Genomic DNA, 16727 nt, shown 5'->3' on the forward strand with positions numbered 1-16727 from the left:
TGGACCGACCGACATGCCTGCGCTCACGCTCGATCGACTCGAGAAACACTACCCGGGCCCTCCCTCCCATACCGCCGCCAAGTCGGTCTCCCTCAACGTGCACGATGGTGAGTTCATCTCGCTGCTCGGTCCCTCGGGTTGTGGCAAGACGACTGTGCTGCGCATGGTGGCCGGCCTGATCGAGCCCACCGGCGGGCGCATCCTGGTCGACGGCCGCGACATCACGGCGCTGCCCACCAACAAGCGCAACATCGGGCTGGTCTTCCAGTCGTACGCGCTGTTCCCGCACATGAGCGTGTTCGAGAACGTCGCCTTCGGCCTGCGACGCCAGGGCGTGCAGGGCCCCGAACTGAAGCGGCGCGTGGATCAGGCGCTGGCGGATGTACGCCTTTCCTCACTCGGCGCGCGGATGCCGCGGCAACTCTCCGGCGGCCAGCAGCAGCGGGTGGCGGTGGCGCGCTCGATCGCGCCGCGGCCGAGCATCCTTCTCTTCGACGAACCGCTGTCCAATCTCGATGCCTCGCTGCGCGACGAGATGCAGATCGAACTCAAGCGCCTGCAGCGCGACGTCGGCATCACGACGCTGTTCGTCACGCACGACCAAGGCGAGGCGATGTCGATGTCCGACCGCGTATGTGTCCTGGCGCACGGTGTCGTGCAGCAGTTCGACACGCCCGAGGCCATCTACCACCGCCCTGCCACAGGCTTCGTTGCAAGCTTCATCGGCCGCCCGAATCGCCTCGCGGGCCGGGTCGCGCGAACGCCGTCCGGCGGTGCCGGCGTGCAGATCGACGACGGTCCCGTGCTCGCGGCGTCCGGCGCGGACGGCATGGCGCCCGGCAGCCCGGTGGACATCGTGATCCGCCAGGAGGACATCAGCTTCGGCGAAACGCCTCCATCCCACGCGCATGCCCTGTCGGGCCGCGTCGCCATGCGTTCCTTCATCGGCGCCCGCGTGCAATACCTGCTTTCCTTCGGCGGCATCGAACTCCTCGCCGAAACCGCCACCAACGGACCGCATGCCGGGTTGGCGGTCGACGCGCCTGCGCGCGTGAGCATCGACCCGCAACATGTCTACGTGACGCCCGCCGCGCCCGCGGAAGTGCGTACCGCGCCATGACGACGCGCAAGACGAACGGCGCGCTGCTGGCGTCGCCGCTGCTGCTGCTCCTGCTGCTGGCTTTCGTCGCGCCAGTGCTGCTGATGGTGCCGCTGAGCCTGCATCCGTACGAGCCGGGCACCGGCATCTCCTCGGGCTGGACGCTTGCCAACTACACCAGCATCGTCACCGACGAGTACTACCGCGAGGTCGTCGTGCGCACGCTGGTGCTGGGCTTTGGCGTGACGCTGATCTGCCTGCTGATGGGCTATCCGCTGGCCTGCTACATCGCCAACGCGGGACCGAAGATGCGGCTCGCGCTCACCATGCTCGTCATCTTTCCGATGCTGCTGAACCTCGTGGTTCGCTCCTTCGGGTGGATCGCCCTGCTGGCCAATCGGGGCCTGGTGAACAACCTGCTGATCGACATGGGCCTGATCGAGCGGCCCATCAAGATGATGTTCAACCTGTTCGGCCTGCTCGTGGGCATGTCGCACATCTTCCTGCCCTTCATGGTGCTGATGCTGGTGCCAGCCATCCAGGCAGTCTCCAAGGACGTGCAGGCTGCGGCGTACACGCTGGCGGCGAGCCGGCTGCGCGTGTTCTGGTCGGTCACGCTGCCGATGAGCGCGCCCGGCATCCTGTCGGGCTCGATCCTGGTGTTCGTCCTGACCATCAGCGCGCTGGTCACGCCACGCATGCTGGGTGGCCCGACCTACAAGGTGATGGCCACCCTGATCTACGACGACTTCCTGCAGACTCTCGATTGGCCGGCAGGCGCCGCGATGTCATTCACCCTGACCTTGCTGACGCTCGTGGTCATCGGCCTGTCGAGCCGCATGCTCAGGCGCTGGGGAGGTCATGCATGAACCTCGAGAACAGGAAGATGCCGCTGCTCGCGGCTACCGCCATCGCGGTGGTGGTGTTCCTGCAGGTGCCGGTGCTGGTCGTGATGCTCGCGGCCTTCAGCAAGACCGCCTACCTCACGATTCCGCCCAGGGGCCTGACGTTCCACTGGTTCGATGTGGTGCTGCGCGATCCGGAATATCTCAGCGCCGCGTGGACCAGCGTGTGGCTGGCTGGTGCCTCGACCGCCGCCGCCCTCGTCCTGGGGCTCATCGCGGCCTATGCGATCCACCGCCGCATGCTGCCCGGTGCCACGGCGCTCACCTCACTGTTCATGGCGCCGCTGATCCTGCCATCGGTGGTGCTGGGCGTCGCGCTGCTGCAGTACTACACGCTGACCGGCCTGCGTGGAAGCTCCTTCGGGCTCTGGATCGCGCACGTGGTCATCACGGTGCCCTATGTGGTGCGCGCCAGCCTCAGCAGCCTTGCGGCGGTCGACGAGTCGCTCGAAGATGCCGCCCGCGTGCTGGGTGCCGACGGCCTCACGAGCTTTCGCCTGGTCACGCTGCCACTGGTGAAGCCCGGTCTCGTCGCGGGCGGTCTCTTCGCGTTCATCACCTCGCTCGACAACGTGCCGGTCTCGGTGTTCCTGCTGTCGGCGAGCCAGACCACGCTGCCCGTGAAGATATTCACCTCCGTCGAACAAGGGGTGGACCCGAGCGTGGCTGCGGTCTCCACCCTGCTGATTGTGGCGACCGGCATCGCGCTGCTGCTGGCCGAACGGTGGACCGGTTTCCACAAGCACGTCTGAGGCGCCCGGGCACCTCCCCAGCCTCATCGATCCACCCCATCCTCACGTCGTTCACCTCGACATCCGCCAAGGAGTTTTCTGATGCCGACCACGAGCAAAGGCTTCCCGCTCATGCTGACCTTCGATCTCGACGCGGAGACCATGTGGACCGGACGCGATCCGGCCAACGCCAAGCGGCCCATCCTGATGTCGCAGGGCGCCTACGGCTGGAAGGTGGGCATGCCGCGCATCCTCGCACTGCTGGCGCGCTACGGCATTTCCGCTACTTTCTTCATCCCCGGCGAGGTGGCCGACAAGCATCCCGACCTGGTACGCGAGGTGGTCGACAGGGGCCATGAGGTGGCCCACCACAGCTACAGCCACCGCTGGATCGTCAGCCTCAGCCCGGAAGAGGAGCGCGAGGAGATGGAACGCGGCATGGAGACGCTCACGCGCCTGACAGGCGCCCGCCCCCGCGGCTGGCGCTCTCCGGCTGCGGAGTTCAGCAGCATCACGCTCGATCTCCTCAAGGAATACGGCTTCGACTATTCCTCGAACTTCTTCGACGACGATTCGCCCTACCTGCTGGAGATCGGGGGCGAGCGCACCGACATCGTGGAACTGCCCTTTCGCTGGGTGCTCGACGACGCGCCCTTCTTCCAATACTCGATCACGCTGCCTGGCCGCACGCTGCAGGCGCCCTCCGCCGCGCTGGAGGCGTGGAAGAGCGAGTTCGACATGCTCTACGCCGAGGACCGCATGATGATGGTCGGCATGCACCCGCAGATCATCGGCCAGCCGTCCCGGCTGAAGGTGCTCGAAGGATTGATCGAGCATGCGCTGGCGCACTCGAAGGTGTGGATCGATCGCTGCGACCGCATCTCCGATGACATGCGCCCACGCCTGAAGGCGGCCACCCGGGCCGTACCGGCATGAACACCGCAGCCTCCACCCCCCGGCGCTTCATCGTGAGCGGGGGCGCCAGCGGCATCGGGCTCGCGGTGGCTCGCCTGGCCGTGGAAAGGGGCGCCCGGGTCGTGCTGCTCGACCATGATGCGTCCCGCGTGCAGGCCAGCGCCGAAGCCCTGGGTGACGCCGCCTTGCCACTGGTGTGCGACGTCACCGACTCCGAGGCCGTGATGGCCGCGATGAACCACGCCGTCGACTGGCTGGGCGGCCTCGATGCACTGGTGAACTCAGCCGGTATCGATTCGCTCAAGCCGCTGGAGCAGACCGGCGACGACGAATGGGCCCGCACGCTGGCTGTCAATCTGACCGGCCCGATGCTGACGTGCCGAGCCGCCATGCTGCACCTTCGCGCGGCCGGAGGCGGCAGCATCGTCAACATCGCTTCCGGCGCGGGGCTGCGGCCATTGCCGAATCGCACGGCGTACTGCGCGACGAAGGCGGCCGTCATCATGTTCGGCAAGGCGCTGTCCATCGAGGCGGCGGCCGATGGCATCCGCGTCAACGCAGTGTGCCCCGGCGCCATCGACACGCCGCTGTTTCGCAGCAGCTACGAACGCAGCGAGGATCCAGAGGGCGCACTCGAGGAGATCCGGCAGCGCTACGCGCTCGGCCGCGTGGCGGCGCCGGAGGAAGTGGCCGAGGCCGTGCTCTACCTGAGCGGTCCCGGCGCCAGCTACATCACCGGCACCGCACTGGCCGTCGATGGCGGCCGCACCTTCCACTGAGGCGACAGGCATGGGCTTCGACCAACGCATCGCCGTCGTCACCGGCGGCGGCCAAGGCATCGGCGCAGCCACTGCGCTCGACTTCCTCGACAAGGGCGCTCGCGTCGCCGTGCTGGACCTCGACTGCGCACCGCTCACGCGGGAATTGGCTGCGCACCCGGACATGGCGGCGCGCTGCCTGCGTGTGACAGGGGACTGCACCGACGCCACAGTGGTTTCCGCCTTTTTCGGCCAGGTCGAGAAAGACATGGGGCCGGTGGACATCCTCTTCAACAACGTCGGCCAGAGCGCGCGCGATCGGGGCAGCCTGTTCGCCGAATCCGAAGAGGCCACCTGGCGGTTCGTCCTGGAGGTCTCGTTGCTGACGACGATGCGCGCCTCGCGCTGCACCGCGCCGGGCATGAAGGCCCGCGGCTTCGGGCGCATCGTCAACATGAGCACCGACGCCGCCTTCGCTGGCGACGTGGGGCTTGCCGACTACGCCGCCGCGAAGATGGGCGTGATCGGTTTCACACGCTCGCTGGCACGCGAGCTCGCCCCGCATGGCGTGACGGTGAATGCCGTGTGCCCCGGTGCCATACGCACACGTGCACATGACAAGCTCAAGCCCGAAGTCCTGAAGAGGATCGTCACCGACACCCCGGCGGGCTTCGTCGGTTCGCCCCAGGACGTAGCCGCTGCGGTGCGCTTCCTGGCCAGCGAAGAAGCACGCTTCATCACCGGCCAGACGCTGCTGATCGACGGCGGCCGCTGGATGCTCTGAGCCTTCCATAGCTGCTGTTCCAAGGATACGAACATGGACCTGATGGACCACAACGCGCGTGATCTCGCCGTGCTGATCCGCAACAAGAAGGCCTCTCCCGTGGAGGCCGTGCGCTCGGCACTGGATCGCATCGAGGGGCGGCGCGAACTCAATGCCTTCATCACCGTCACGGGCGAGCAGGCCCTCGAAGCCGCACGTCAGGCGGAGGCGGCGGTCATGAAGGGCGAGATGCTCGGACCGCTGCATGGCGTGCCCTACTCCGTCAAGGACCTCACGCTGACCGCGGGCGTGCGCACGACGATGGGGTCGGCCATCTACGAAGACTTCATCCCGAGGGAGGATGCCGTGGCCGTGGCACGCGCCAAGGCGGCTGGCGCCATCCTCATCGGCAAGACAACCACGCCGGAGTTCGGCCACAAGCAGGTGGCCGCCGCGCCGATCTTCGGACGAACGCTCAACCCGATCGATCCGCGCTATACCCCTGGCGCCTCGAGCAGCGGCGCGGCCGTGGCCGTCGCCGCAGGCTTGGGCTCGCTCGCGCTGGGCACCGACGGCGGCGGGTCGATCCGCATTCCCGCTTCATGCTGCGGCATCGTCGGACTCAAGGCCACGCTCGGCGTGGTGCCGAACCTGCAGGCGCCCGATCTGTTTTCCGCGAACTCCTTCACCGGTCCGATGGCGCGCGACGTCGCCGACACGCAGTTGCTGTTCGACGTGATCAAGGGCTTCGATCTGCGCGACCCTTATGGCTTGGGAGGACCCATGCCGCGGCGTGCAGCGCCAGCTTCGCTGCGAGGCCTGCGCGTGGCGTGGCTCCCCACGGCGGGTAACCCGGTCGATCCCGAGGTCGAAGCCGTGACTACCGCCGCCGTGCGGGCCATGGAACGCGAAGGTGCGATCGTGGAGGACGTGCTGCTGAACTTCGTCTCGCTCGAGCGCCATTTCCTGGTGGTGCTGCAGTCGATGCTGGCCGCACGCGTGGGTGCCAACCTCGAGCGCTTCGGAGCACGGCTCGATCCCACGTTGATCGACGCGGTGCAGAAGGGGCGCCGCCACAGCGCGGTGGACCTGCACGACGCGACCTTCGCCAAGACCCGGTGCTTTGGCGAGTTGCAGGCGCTGCTCGACCGCTTCGACGTGCTGGTTTCTCCAACGGTGTCTGCGCCCCCGCTTCCCATCGACATGGACGTAAGCGGCGAGATCGAGATTGCAGGCCGACCCGCCGGCACCGTCCGCGGCGCGTGGTATCCGTACACCTACCCGATGAACCTCACCGGGCATCCGGCGTTGTCGATGCCTTCCGGGAGAAGCTCGAACGGCCTGCCGATCGGACTGCAGCTCGCGGGACGCTGGTACGACGACGACTACTTGCTCGCCATCGCAGGTCTGATCGAGCGCGTGATCGACCAGGCATCTGCATAGCTTCCGCCTCGCGCGTCCGTCTTCCTCGCGCTGTCTAGAGCCAACCATGCCCAGGCGCAATCCTGTGCAGTAGTTCCTTTCCCCAGGGCCACCTGCGCATCGCTTGCCACAGGAGCGGCCACGGGTCAGTTGTCGACGCGGATGAGCACCTTGCCGCGGGCATGTCCGGTGGCTACCTTTTCCAGCGCTGATCGGGCCTCCTCCAACGGAAAGATGGAGTCCGTGATGACCTGCAGGTGCCCCACCTGGAACATGTGGGTGGCTCGCGGGAGAAAAGGCGACGCGCTTGCGAAGAAGATGAACTCGCCGTGGTATCCGTTGGTCGGCTTGATTTCGAACTCCACGAGCGTTGCGATGCGCCCGCCTGCGCGCAGCACGGACCAGGACTTCGCCAGTGTGTCTCCCCCGACGGTGTCCAGCACGAGGTCGATGTCGCGCGTTGTCGCAAAGTCCTGCGTCCGGTAGTCGATGACTTCGTCCGCACCGAGGCTCCTGACGAGATCCGTGTTCCTTGCCGACGCGGTGGCGACAACGTAGGCGCCCGCCTGGCGAGCCAGCTGGACGGCCATGCTGCCCACGCCTCCCGCCGCCGCATGAATCAACACGCGCTGCCCGCGCTTCAGTTGACCGAAATCGAACAGGGCTTGCTGAGCGGTGCCGAAGGCGGTTGGAAGGGCCGCCGCCTGTTCGGCACTCATGTCCGCCGGGATGATGCACACATCATCGACGCCAACCACCACCGTCTGAGCAAAGGCGCCGCCGGCGTTCGGAGTCGTGCGTCCGACAACGCGGTCGCCCGGCTTGACGGCGATGACCTCGGCGCCGACGGACTCGATGACCCCGCTGAAGTCCGTTCCCGGCACATAGGGAAGCTTCACGGGGAAGACCTGCTGCATGTGGCCGGCGATCATCTTCACGTCCAGTGGGTTCACGCTCGCGGCCTGCACACGCACGAGGACTTCGCCGGGGTTGGTTGCGCGCACAGGGCGCTGCCCGATCACCACGGCGTCGGGGCTGCCGAAGGCATTGATGGATGCAGTTTTCATTTGAATATCTCCAAAGCCGGGCTCAGGCTTGCGGTGGGAACTGGCCGAGCTGGAGGAACAGACCGAACCAATCCTCCATGTGCCAGGTCGCCGTCAGACGCCCGTCGACGAGTGTGTGGAATTCATGGAGGCGAAAACCGACGCTCTTGCCCGTCGGGGCAATGCCGAACAGTTCGCCCTCGTGCGTGCCGCTGATCTCCGCGCGGACGCCGATACGGCCGGGCTCCTGGACCATGTCGTGGACGGTGATCCTGACATCGGGAAATGCTTGAGCGACGCTGCGGATGATGGGCTTGATGCCGTCTGGCCCGGGACCCTGGCCTGGAGCAAGCGGAATGTCGTCCCAGTTGGGCGCGAGAACCTCATCGACGAGGTCGGGGTTCTTGTCGGAGAAGGCTCGGTAGAAGGTTTCCACCGCCTGACGCTCGATGCGAAGGCGCTCGGTGTGTTCGGTAGGCAGGGTGCTCATGGCTGGGCTTCGCTAGTTGTTGAAGATGGCGCGATTCTGGGCATCGACCTAGAATCCGTCCAACAAATATCTGATATATCTTTTTATTCGTCGCATGGATTTTCATGGCATCGACCTGAACCTTCTGGTGGCCTTCGACGCGCTGATGAACGAGCAGAGCGTCACGCGCGCCGCGACGCAAGTTGGCGTGAGCCAACCCGCAATGAGTGCAGCCCTTTCGAGGTTGCGAAAACTATTCGGTGACCCGTTGTTCATGCGCAGCGCCGAGGGCTTGACGCCCACGGCACGCGCAAGGGAGTTGGCCGAGCCGATTGCGCGGGCCTTGCAACAGCTCGAGTCGACACTGGTGAAGAAGCCCGAGTTCGTGCCCGGGAAGGCGTCGTTCACTTTCAAGCTGGGGCTGTCCGACTATCCAGCGTTCGCGCTGCTTCCTTCACTGCTGCAGGCGCTTGGGAAGACTGCGCCCGGCGTGTCGTTGAACGTGCAGGCCTTCAACGACCGGGATCAGGCCGTCGACCTGCTGGATGCAGGCCTCATCGACGCCGCCATCGGTGTGCCGCCCACCCATGCAGACGCTCGGATACTGATGCGCCCTGTATTGCAGGATGAATTCGTCACCATCGTCGCGCACGGCAACCCGGCAGCCAGGCGTGGGATGAACATGAAGAACTACCTGGAGCTCCCGCACGTACTCGTGTCTCCCGAAGGCGAGCTCCACGGCATCGTGGACCAGGCACTCGCACAGCAGGGGAAGAGGCGCACGCTTGCGCTGACCCTGCCACAGATGTTCGCCGTGCCAGCCATCGTGGCCAAGACGAACATGACGGCCACCGTCTTGAAACGCGTTGCCCTTCACGCGCAAGCCGGCCGGAAGCTCGTCCTTTTTCCGCCTCCAGTCTCGCTGCCGAAAGTTGAATTCGACCTGATCTGGCATCGACGCAGTGACACGCATCCTGCACAGGTATGGTTCAGAAAGTTCATCGGGGAGCATGCGGCGTTGTTGTGACCGGATGCGCGGCAGAAAGCCACCCCTGAGTTGATGCGTGCTTCGGATGCAGTCAGCGCCATCGACGCGGCGGTAGCCGGAGGCTCGCAGTGGCTTGCAGCGCCAACTCGCCATCTCCATCAGCAAAAAGACGCCCTTAATTGTCGGCATTGCGTCTCCATTCTTGCTCTTGCACAATATGACCGGTCATCTTAATATCGACCGCACTCGACTCTGACGGCAATCGCTGCCGGCCGGACGTGCAATCAATGGAGCATTCATGGAAACATTCAAGGCCGTACGCGTCACGCAGGAAGAAGGAAAGCTGGCAACCACGGTGGCGAACCTGAGCGACGCAGATCTGGATTCGGGCGACGTCACCGTCGCCGTGGAGTACTCGACCGTCAACTACAAGGACGGCTTGGCCATCACCGGCCTCGGTGGCTTCATCAAGCGCTTTCCGATGGTGCCGGGGATCGATCTGGCCGGCACCGTGCTGGCGTCGTCCAACCCGAAATTCCAGGCGGGCGACAAGGTGGTCCTCAACGGCTATGAGGCCGGCGTGACTCACCACGGCGGCTTCGCCCAACGCGCGCGTGTGCGAGGGGACTGGCTGGTGAAGCTACCACCGGGGCTCTCGACCCGGCAGGCGGCCGCGATCGGAACCGCCGGCTTCGCGGCGATGCTGAGTGTTCTTGCGCTGGAGCACGGAGGCGTTCGAGACGGCGAGGTGCTCGTCACGGGTGCCGCCGGTGGCGTCGGCTCGGTGGCCATCGCCATCCTCGCGAAGCTGGGATACCGCGTACTGGCATCCACGGGGCGCTCCTCGGAGGAGGCGTACCTGCGCCATCTGGGTGCCGCCGAGATCATCGACCGGGCGAGTCTTTCCGCTGCGGCGCAGCGGCCTCTTGGCGCAGAACGCTGGAGCGGCGCTGTCGACACGGTCGGCAGCCACACGCTGGTCAATGTCCTGGCCCAGACCCGCTACGGCGGCACGGTCTCGGCCTGCGGGCTGGCGCAAGGCATGGATCTTCCCGGCAGCATGGCCCCGTTCATCCTGCGCGGCGTGACGCTCGCGGGCATCGACACCGTCAATGCGCCCATGTATGTGCGCGAGCGTGCCTGGGCCAGGCTCGCTACCGACCTGGACCCGGGCCTGCTGGAAGGCATGGTTTCGACGGTGGGACTGGGCGAAGCTGCCGCCCGTGCCGTCCAGGTGCTCAAGGGCGCCGTGCGCGGTCGGACCCTGGTCGACGTGAACCTGTGAGGCGACCTGAAGTGCGATCGACGATGGCGGCTCTGCAGGTGTCGCTGGGCCGGGGCGTCATGAAGACCTTTTCCAGAATGCTGGCGACATGTGTTGCGGCTGCTGCGCTGGCGCCCTTCCATGCCGCCGTCGCCCAATCCCAGGCACCTGCGACGAAGCCGGGCTCCACCATCACCGTCGAGACGGTGACGCCGAAGATCCGCAAGGTCATCTTCTCCAATCCACCCGCCAATTTGATCGTTCCGGAAACGGTGGCCAGCCTGCGCGAGGTCGTCATCGCCCTGAGTGCAGATCCTGACGTTCAGGTCGTCATCTTCACCAGCAGCACGCCTCGCTTCTTCTACAACCACTTCGACCTGCGTCAGGCCGCGAAATTTCCGAGCGTCCCCGGCGACCCGTCGTCTCCCGCCTGGGTCGACCTGGTCATCCGGCTGTCGAAGGCGCCGTTCGTCAGCATTGCCTTGGTGCGTGGGCGAACGCGGGGCGGCGGCAACGAGCTGGCCCTGGCGATGGACCTGCGCTACGCGAGCAAGGAGCAGGCGTTCTTTTCCCAGCCGGAGGTCGGCACCGGCATCCTGCCCGGTGGAGGCGGTTCGGAGCGATTGCCGCGCCTGATCGGACGCGACCGCGCGCTCGAGGCCATCCTGAGCAGCCAGGACTATGACGCCGAATCGGCCCGGCAATTGGGCTGGGTGACACGCGCCGTTCCCGATGCGCAGCTGGATCACCTCGTCGATACGATGGCCGCGCGTCTCGCGTCCTTCGACAAGGCAGCATTGATGATGGCCAAGGAGCAGGTCAATCGCGCGTCGTTGCCGCCGGATGCGGATCTGCGGGCCGCCTACGGCGAATACACGCGCTCGCTGGGCTGGGCAGGGTATCGCGAACGCGTGCCCAGGCTCGGCAAGTTCGTGGCGGACAAGGGACTCGACGTCGAACTCCAGCTGGGCGAATACCTGGGCAAGGTCGGGCCATGACCGCATCCGCAAACACCGCATTTTTTTAGAAGAGACAACCATGTCCCCTTCTGACAAGACGGCGCTCGTCACCGGCGCCTCCTCGGGCATCGGCGCCGTTTATGCCGAGCACTTGGCCGCGCGCGGCTACCACCTGATCCTGGTGGCCCGCCGGGCTGATCGCCTCGAAGCCCTGGCGCAGACGCTGTCGCAAGCCCATGGCGTGCGGATCCGTTCCGTTGTTGCGGACCTGGAGAATGATGCCGACGTCGGCCGGATCGAAGCCGTGCTGGCCGAGGACGATGGCATCAGGATGCTCGTCAACAACGCTGGCGTTGCCCGCCTCACGCCGTTCGCGAAGGCTTCCGGCCACGACTCGCAATCGCAGATCTCGCTCAACGTCGTCGCGCTGACGCGCTTGACCCGGGCCGCGCTGCCTGGCTTCCTTGCGAGAAACGACGGGGCCATCGTCAACGTCGCCTCGGTGCTGGCGATCGAGTCGTTGCCGATCAGCGCGGTCTACAGCGGGACCAAGGCCTATGTCATGGCCTTCACGAGGAGCTTGCAGAGCGAGCTCGCCGGCACTGGCGTGAGGGTGCAGCTGGTCCTCCCCGGCGTGACTGCGACCGACCTCTGGAGCGAAGATGTGTCCGGCGTGCCGCTTGCGGTGCTCGACAAGGACAGCGTGATGTCGACACGGGACCTCGTGGACGCCGCCCTGAGAGGACTGGACGACGGCGAATCGGTGACCTGGCCTTCGGTGGAAGACGTGCAATTGTGGAATGACTTCGACCAGGCCCGAGCCCGCTTGTTCGGCGCCACCCGGAGGGGGCTCCCCGCGTCCCGGTATCGAAAGAACTGACCCCTGCACAGCGTCAGCCGCCCGCCACACCGTACGGGATAATGGCGCTTTCTTTGTCAGGTGCAGCATGGGACGACCCAGCGTTCGAGAGCAACTTGTGGCGGCATCCCTGGGGGTCTTCCAGGCGCACGGATTCAACGGCTCCAGCGTGCAGGACCTGACCGATGCTGCAGGTGTTCCCAAGGGATCGTTCTACAACCACTTCAAGAGCAAGGAAGACCTGGCTCTGGAGGCGTTGAAGCTGTATCTGGAATGCAGCGGCGCGGAGATTCTGCGCGATGAGCGGCTCGAGCCGCTCGACCGGCTGAAGCGCCATTTCCGCGCGAACTGGAAAACCGCCAAGGACCGCGGCTATACGGCAGGCTGCTTCCTGGGCACGATGGCTTCCGAGATCGCCGACACGCACGAAAAATCGCGTGCCGCCTTCCTGAACGTATTCCAGGTATGGAGCGTGCTCATCGAGCGGGCCATCAAAGAAGCGCAGGAACGGGGCGAGGTTGCGAAAGACCGCGACCCGGCGCTCCTTTCCCGCTTCGTGTTGAACGCATGGCAGGGAACGCTCGTACGGATGAAGGTCGTCAAGGGAGAGGGGCCCCTCAAGGATTTCATCGCGATGGTCTTCGATGTCCTCTTGAAATAGGAGAGGACTCATCCGCAGGACGACAGAGTCCAGGCGGATCACAGCAGGTCTTCTGGCACGAACAGGAACTGAAGCCAGAGCTTGAACCGCTGGATCACACTGACTTCGGGCTCGTCGACGAGCACCTGTTCTCCTTGGGGATCGTGTCCGCTCCACTGCACCCCGCCACCGTCGGGCTTGAGCTGTACCTGGTACACGCCGGAGAAGTTGTCGGCACGATAGGCATCCAGGATGAGCTTCGCAAGCTCCGGGCTGTCGATCCCCACCCCGATCTCGGTGTTGCTGTAGGCGGAGCGGAGGTCGACGTTCATCGATCCCACCATGACGATGCGCCGATCGACGAACGCCATCTTGGCATGCAGTCTCCCCCGCGAACCACCGAGCGCTTGCATGAGCGCCGGGTCGGTCGCCGAGCGTGTTGCACTGAGCTCGTAGAGCTGCACGCCCATGCGAAGCAGCTGCTCTCGATATCGCTGGTATCCCACATTGACGATGGGCTCGTCGCTGGTACTCATGGCGTTCGTGACGACGCGCACCTCCACACCCCGATCCCGGGCCTCGCGCAGGTACTCGACGCCTTTGCGTCCCGGCACGAAGTAGGGAGAGAAGATCACGATCTCGGACTGCGCACGGCGCAGGGTGTCGATGTAGCGGTGCGTGACCGTGTCCTCGAACGCCGGCGCGGGGTGGTGGTCGCGCGTATCGGCCTTGGATGGAAGGTCCGCCACGGCGATCGCCCTGGCTGGCACGAACGGCTGCCGGCCCTGCCGCAGGGCTCGACTCAACGGTGGCCGTCCCATGGCGTCCGGCTCTTCGGGAGCCGAAATGACGGGGTTCAGGGCGGGATCTTCCACACGGTGCGCAAAGGCCCGTTGAAGATCCGACGCTGCGCCCGGTGCCGCCTCCACCGCATGCAACGGAAAGACCTGATCGCTGTTCCAGTATCGGTCGAAGATCGAAGAGAGCTCCGGAACCAGTTGGCCGCCGACCAGGACGTCCATATCGAGAAAATTGGCGTCCTTGCTGCGCAGGAAATACTCATCGGCAAGATTGCGCCCACCTACCACCGCCAGGGCACCGTCCGCGATGAACGTCTTGTTGTGCATCCGATGGTTCAGTCGTCGGAAATCGCCGACGAAGTTGAGCAGGCGACCACTGGCCGACTGGCGCCCGAAGGTGAACGGATTGAAAAGTCGAATCTCGACGTTCGCAAAGGTTTGCAACGCCAGCAGGTCCGGTTCGATGTCCTGGGTGTACAGGTCATCGAGAAGCAAGCGCACGCGGACACCACGCATGGCCGCATTGCGCAACTCACGCATCACCGCACGGCCAACACCGTCGTTTCCAAGCAAGTAGTACTGCAAGTCCAAGGAATGGGTGGCCTCACGCAGCAGAGTCAGGCGCGCGTCCAGTGCATAGGCCCCCTGCGGGATCGGCCAGAAGCCCGACTGCCCGGATGGAATGCCGGATGATTCGACGAGCGCCACCAGGGGCGATCCTGACGCCGGCGGCAGCGCGCGGGAGGTTTCCCGCGGTGCGTTCGGCAACGGCGTGGCGCACCCGCTCATCACGATGGTGGCGGCCACCCATGCGGCCGAAGCAAAGAACCTGAGGCCCCACAGGCGCCAGCTCGACATGATCACGGTCTTTCCTCAACAGGTCTTTTTTAAGACGACCGGTCATATTATGCAGTGCGCAAACTTCGCCCACAAGCCGTCATAGGCGCTGGCCTCGGTGGCGCAGTGTCAGTCGACCGTCGGAAGCCCGAATCCGAACCCGAAGCAGCGACGGACAGCGCCGTCTACACAGCCCGCCGACTCTCGATCTCTGCCTACCTGGCGATGAGCGCGGGCGCCGCGATATGGCCCGTACCACGGCACTGCACCGGGAAGCAGCCTTCATTCGTTGCACGACCGCAGGCCATCGCCCCGGCAGACGGACCTGCCAACCTCAATGAAGCGCCGCGAGCGTCTTCAGTCGCGCCAGCAGCGAACCGACGATGCCGCTGTACGTGCGCCGCTCGGACGGCCCGACCCACTGCGCGAATGCCACCCGGAAGACGGCGATGCCCGCCTCCGCGACGAGGCTCGCGTCGGGGTCGCCGATGCCTCTTGCGCGCAGCGCCGCAGCCAGCGCCGCTGAGAGCCTCGCCAGCTTGATGAGCTCCCGTTCGTGCAGTTCGCCATTTGCGGCGATGACCGAGGCGCGCAGGCGGGCGAAGTCGCGGCGGTCCTCGCTGAAGAAATCGGCAGGTGCCTGCAGCGCGAACGCCATCGCATCCATGGCCGTGGCATCCACCGGCGCGCTTCGAAGCGCCGCCACCATCGACGCCTGCAGCACTTCCGAGCCGCTGAAGAGGACTTCGCGCTTGTCGGCGAAATAGCGGAAGAACGTGCGCGAGGTGAGCCCCGCGCGCTCGGCGATGGCGGCGACGGTCGTCTGTTCGTAGCCGACCTCCGCAAACAGTTCCATGGCCGCCATCCGAAGACGGCCCTCGCCGTCCGGCTCCCAACGCCCCATCGTCGCTTCCTCATGGTGTTGACACAAAGTGACATCATAGGCCTACAATGATGTCACTCAATGACATCAAAAGGACATCCATGCGCATCCTCGTGACCGGCGCTTCCGGCTGGATCGGCTCGGCCAGCGTCACCGAGCTCATCGCGGCCGGACACCACGTGATCGGACTTGCACGCAACGACGCGGCCGCCACCAGGATCAAGGCCCTGGGAGCCGAGGTGACGCACGGCTCGCTCGACGACCTGGACAGCCTGCGCGCTGCTGCCGCCCGCGCCGAGGGCGTCGCGCACCTGGGCTACAAGCACGACTTTTCCCAGATGGCCGACGCTGCGCGAACCGATCGCGCGGCGATCGACACCTTCGCCGAGGTGCTGCAGGGCACCGGCGGCCCGCTGCTGATCGCCTCGGGCACGCTGGGCCTGGCGCCGGGACGCATCGGCACCGAAGCAGACGTGCCGGACCCGGCGGTGCATCCCCGCGTCGGCAATGCGGCCTACACGCTGGGCCTGGCCGATCGCGGCATCCGATCCCTGGTGGTGCGTTTTGCGCCGACCGTCCATGGCGCCGGCGGCGACCACGGCTTCGTGGCAACGCTGGCCAAGACCGCGCGCACTCAGGGTGTCTCGGCCTATCTGGGCACCGGCCAGAACCGCTGGTCGGCGGTCCACCGGCTCGATGCCGCGAAGCTGGTGCGGCTTGCCATCGACAAGGCTGCGCCCGGCTCCATACTCCACGCGGTCGCCGAGAAGGCCATCACCGCGCACACGATCGCCACTGCGCTTGGGCAGCAGCTGGCCGTTCCGGTGCAATCGATTCCTTCGGACCTTGCGGCCGCGCATTTCGGCTGGATCGGCATGTTCTTCGGTGCCGACGCACCGGCTTCAAGTGCCCAGACACGCGAACTGCTGGGCTGGAAGCCGCAGCACCCGACATTGCTCGAAGACATCGCGGCGGGCCACTATCCGGGCACCTGAAAGGCATCGGGAGCCTCTCCTGAAGCCGCGCACCTGGCTGGCATGTCGCGGCGGGTTGCGGCGCTGCGCGACCTCTCGCCGGTCCTCCTATGAACATGGGATTCCAGACACCGCGCTTTGCGATTCCACTGCATCCACGGTGAGGAAGCCAGCGCATGTCCAAACGAACCATCCACAACGCAACCGTGACCCTGAAGCTACCCTTCGACATTGGAGCCCACGCGGAACTCACCGCGTTGCGGGCGGCCGGCATACCGGTCGACGCCATGGGCAATGCGCAGCATGGCTTTCTGTTCGTGCGGCTGAGCAACGGAAGACGAAGCCAGAACAACATCTTCCGCTGGTTTGCCGGCGAGGTCGGGCAGACGCCTGGCTGACTGCGTCTGCGTGGAGG

18 protein-coding genes are annotated in these 16727 nt (G+C 65.7%); 14 read left to right on the forward strand and 4 right to left on the reverse strand.

Going from position 1 to position 16727, the window contains the following annotated elements:
• The first annotated feature begins 13 nt into the window (after positions 1 to 13).
• From FHY06_RS23365 to FHY06_RS23395, 7 genes are all read left to right on the forward strand, one after another.
• Complete coding sequence (locus tag FHY06_RS23365; RefSeq protein WP_184606442.1) at positions 14 to 1120, forward strand: ABC transporter ATP-binding protein; 1107 nt, start codon at positions 14 to 16, stop codon at positions 1118 to 1120.
• On the forward strand, positions 1117 to 1968 hold the full coding sequence (locus tag FHY06_RS23370) for an ABC transporter permease (protein ID WP_145759871.1): 852 nt from the start codon (positions 1117 to 1119) through the stop codon (positions 1966 to 1968). Before FHY06_RS23365 ends, FHY06_RS23370 begins: the two co-directional genes overlap by 4 nt.
• A complete protein-coding gene (locus FHY06_RS23375; protein WP_126185624.1) occupies positions 1965 to 2756 on the forward strand; it encodes an ABC transporter permease in 792 nt (263 codons plus the stop codon). The genes FHY06_RS23370 and FHY06_RS23375 overlap by 4 nt, the downstream gene beginning before the upstream one ends.
• An 81-nt stretch (positions 2757 to 2837) precedes the next feature.
• Positions 2838 to 3671, forward strand: a complete 834-nt coding sequence (locus tag FHY06_RS23380; protein WP_184606443.1) for a polysaccharide deacetylase family protein — start codon at positions 2838 to 2840, stop codon at positions 3669 to 3671.
• Positions 3668 to 4429 carry an SDR family NAD(P)-dependent oxidoreductase gene (locus tag FHY06_RS23385; protein ID WP_026346672.1) on the forward strand — a complete coding sequence of 254 codons (762 nt, stop codon included), beginning with the start codon at positions 3668 to 3670 and terminating at the stop codon, positions 4427 to 4429. Before FHY06_RS23380 ends, FHY06_RS23385 begins: the two co-directional genes overlap by 4 nt.
• Before the next feature lie 10 nt (positions 4430 to 4439).
• Positions 4440 to 5192, forward strand: a complete 753-nt coding sequence (locus FHY06_RS23390) for an SDR family NAD(P)-dependent oxidoreductase (RefSeq protein ID WP_184606444.1) — start codon at positions 4440 to 4442, stop codon at positions 5190 to 5192.
• Between the two features lie 33 nt (positions 5193 to 5225).
• Positions 5226 to 6614, forward strand: a complete 1389-nt coding sequence (locus tag FHY06_RS23395) for an amidase (protein WP_184606445.1) — start codon at positions 5226 to 5228, stop codon at positions 6612 to 6614.
• A gap of 125 nt (positions 6615 to 6739) precedes the next feature.
• Here the strand turns inward: FHY06_RS23395 and FHY06_RS23400 are convergent, their stop codons facing one another.
• Positions 6740 to 7660, reverse strand: a complete 921-nt coding sequence (locus FHY06_RS23400) for an NADP-dependent oxidoreductase (protein WP_184606446.1) — start codon at positions 7658 to 7660, stop codon at positions 6740 to 6742.
• A 22-nt stretch (positions 7661 to 7682) separates the two neighbouring features.
• Positions 7683 to 8129: an ester cyclase gene (locus FHY06_RS23405; RefSeq protein WP_184606447.1), complete on the reverse strand. Its 447-nt coding sequence runs from the start codon at positions 8127 to 8129 to the stop codon at positions 7683 to 7685.
• 94 nt (positions 8130 to 8223) lie between these two features.
• Here FHY06_RS23405 and FHY06_RS23410 point away from each other — a divergent pair, with 94 nt between their 5' ends.
• The 5 genes from FHY06_RS23410 (at position 8224) to FHY06_RS23430 (ending at position 12839) form a co-directional block, all read left to right on the forward strand.
• On the forward strand, positions 8224 to 9135 hold the full coding sequence (locus FHY06_RS23410; protein ID WP_184606448.1) for a LysR family transcriptional regulator: 912 nt from the start codon (positions 8224 to 8226) through the stop codon (positions 9133 to 9135).
• Positions 9136 to 9394: 259 nt separating this feature from the next.
• Positions 9395 to 10381, forward strand: a complete 987-nt coding sequence (gene acuI / locus FHY06_RS23415) for an acrylyl-CoA reductase (NADPH) (RefSeq protein WP_184606449.1) — start codon at positions 9395 to 9397, stop codon at positions 10379 to 10381.
• 23 nt (positions 10382 to 10404) lie between these two features.
• Entirely contained in the window at positions 10405 to 11358 is a 954-nt protein-coding gene (locus tag FHY06_RS23420) for an enoyl-CoA hydratase/isomerase family protein (protein ID WP_184606450.1), read from the forward strand.
• 40 nt (positions 11359 to 11398) lie between these two features.
• Positions 11399 to 12199 (forward strand): SDR family NAD(P)-dependent oxidoreductase, encoded by an 801-nt coding sequence (locus FHY06_RS23425; protein WP_184606451.1) that lies wholly within the window; start codon positions 11399 to 11401, stop codon positions 12197 to 12199.
• 97 nt (positions 12200 to 12296) lie between these two features.
• Positions 12297 to 12839 carry a TetR/AcrR family transcriptional regulator gene (locus FHY06_RS23430; RefSeq protein WP_184606452.1) on the forward strand — a complete coding sequence of 181 codons (543 nt, stop codon included), beginning with the start codon at positions 12297 to 12299 and terminating at the stop codon, positions 12837 to 12839.
• A 38-nt stretch (positions 12840 to 12877) separates the two neighbouring features.
• On the opposite strand, the gene FHY06_RS23435 is transcribed toward FHY06_RS23430, so the two are convergent.
• Entirely contained in the window at positions 12878 to 14476 is a 1599-nt protein-coding gene (locus FHY06_RS23435) for a phospholipase D-like domain-containing protein (RefSeq protein ID WP_260310664.1), read from the reverse strand.
• Positions 14477 to 14789: 313 nt separating this feature from the next.
• Positions 14790 to 15311, reverse strand: a complete 522-nt coding sequence (locus tag FHY06_RS23440) for a TetR family transcriptional regulator (RefSeq protein WP_260310616.1) — start codon at positions 15309 to 15311, stop codon at positions 14790 to 14792.
• A 128-nt stretch (positions 15312 to 15439) separates the two neighbouring features.
• Here FHY06_RS23440 and FHY06_RS23445 point away from each other — a divergent pair, with 128 nt between their 5' ends.
• Positions 15440 to 16333 carry an SDR family oxidoreductase gene (locus tag FHY06_RS23445; protein WP_184606455.1) on the forward strand — a complete coding sequence of 298 codons (894 nt, stop codon included), beginning with the start codon at positions 15440 to 15442 and terminating at the stop codon, positions 16331 to 16333.
• Between the two features lie 155 nt (positions 16334 to 16488).
• On the forward strand, positions 16489 to 16710 hold the full coding sequence (locus FHY06_RS23450; protein ID WP_019657201.1) for a hypothetical protein: 222 nt from the start codon (positions 16489 to 16491) through the stop codon (positions 16708 to 16710).
• Positions 16711 to 16727: the final 17 nt, after the last annotated feature.

It is taken from the genome of Variovorax atrisoli, from assembly GCF_014195185.1.
GTDB lineage: Bacteria > Pseudomonadota > Gammaproteobacteria > Burkholderiales > Burkholderiaceae_C > Variovorax > Variovorax atrisoli.